The following is a 1,934-nucleotide window of genomic DNA, read 5'->3' on the forward strand; positions in this document are numbered from 1 at the left end:
GTCCACTCCAATGCCTTCAACTTCCTCAGCGCCGTCCAGGCCGGTGTCGACCCGCGCACCGGGCAATACACCTGTTCCATCTCCCTGCCCGAACTCAAGGCCAACCACCTCTGTGGCCCCAGCCTGCCGCTGACCCTGGGCTTCAGCCCCATGAGCCCCCGCGACACCGGCTTCGGCAAGGGCTGGAGCCTGCGCCTGTCGCACTTCGACACCGTCTCGCGCATCCTTTCCCTGTCCACCGGCGAGACCTTTCGTATCGAAGGTTCCCTGGCCCAGCCCACCGTGCCCGAACGCAAGATCGACAGCTTTCATTTTTCCTTCGAGGGCAGCGATCGCTACCGGGTGGTCCACAAATCCGGCCTGACGGAAATCCTCACCCTGCGCGGTGGCGACACCCTGGCCTGGGTCACCGAGGTCCACTCCGCCGAAGGTCATCGCCTCGCTCTGACCTACGACACCTTTGCCGGTGAGACCGTGTTGCGCCGCCTCAGCGACGACTACGGCACACTCCTGGAGATCACCCGCCTCGGCAGTGCCCAGATCAATGTCGACCTGCACCCCGGTCAGGGCAGTGGCGGGGAGCCTCTGGCCCGTTTCAGCCTGGTGCTCGACAACGGCGAGGTCAGCCGCGTCATCCTGCCCAGCGACAATCAGGCCGGCTGGCACTTCACCTACGAGTGGCTGAACGAATACCTGTGCCTCAAGGAACTGCGCACTCCGCTGGGCTGCCGGGAGCTCATCACCTACGACGCCCAGGGCCACGAATTTCCGCAGAACCGCTACCCGCCACTGCCCCGGGTGTTGCACCACCGCCAGCAGCCCGGTTTCGGCCAGCCACCGGTGGAAGTGCGCTACGCCTACTCCAGCGAGAATTTCCTGGGCTTCAACGCCAGCGGCCTGATCTGGGACGACGACGGCCTGGACAACCTCTACCAGGCCGATCCGCGTTACACCTACGCCAGCACGGAAAGCCTCTGGGTCGATGGCCAGGCCCTGCGCACCACCGAACGCACCTTCAACAACTTTCACCTGCTGGTGGAGGAAACCGTCACCCAGCGTGACAATGTGCTCAGTACCCGCACCCTCTACCACGGCACCCCCGGCCTGCCTTTCGCCCAGCAGCCACCCCAGTGCCAGTTGCCCCGTGAAGTGCTGAAGATCTGGTATCACCCCAGCGCCTCCAGCCAGACCCACGAGGAAACCACCCGCACCTCCTTCGACGCCTTCGGCAACCTGCTGACCCAGGAAAACCCCGACGGCACCCTGGAAACCCGGCGTTACTACTCGGCGGCCGGGGGCGATGGTTGCCCGGCTGATCCCCACGGCTTCGTGCGCACCCTGCAGGACAGCACGATCACCCCGGCGCCGGGCGCGCCCGGCGAGGCGCCGACACTGCGCACCGCGCACCGTTACGCACTGCAAACCGGCGTGGGGGGCGCAACACCCGGCTGGCTGGCCATGACCGACGAGCGTCTGTTGCAGGTGGACGGCTCCGAGGAAACCGAGCTTCAGCACACGGCCTACACCTATATCGATCAACCCGGCGACCGCTACCTGCACGGCCGCAAGCTGCAGGAAAGCCAGACCCTCAATGGCTGCACCACGGTCCTCGATTACGCCTACCGCCGCACCCGCAATGCCCGCGCCGGGGAAACCGTGCAGCACACCGAGATCAGCCTGAGCACCGACTTCGACAACGTGCGCAAGACCCACACCCTGCAACACTCGCTGCTCCACGGCCAGCCGTTGCTCACACGCGACGACAACGACGTGGAAATCGCCTACCGCTACGATGCGCTGGGTCGGGTGACCGAGGAAACCGTGGCACCGGGTACGCCCTATGAAGCCACCCGACATTACCGCTATGTGCTCAGCGCGGTGGACGGTCAGCAGGCCGAACAGGAGGTGACCGACGTCAAGGGCGTGAAGACCCG

General features: G+C 65.6%; 1 pseudogene. It reads left to right on the top strand.

Annotation, left to right across the window (positions count from 1 at the left end):
- Positions 1 to 1,934: pseudogene (locus tag ACIPY9_RS24590) on the top strand (sugar-binding protein); the annotation flags it as partial.

The organism is Pseudomonas sp. NPDC089734, assembly GCF_044748865.1.
GTDB lineage: Bacteria > Pseudomonadota > Gammaproteobacteria > Pseudomonadales > Pseudomonadaceae > Aquipseudomonas.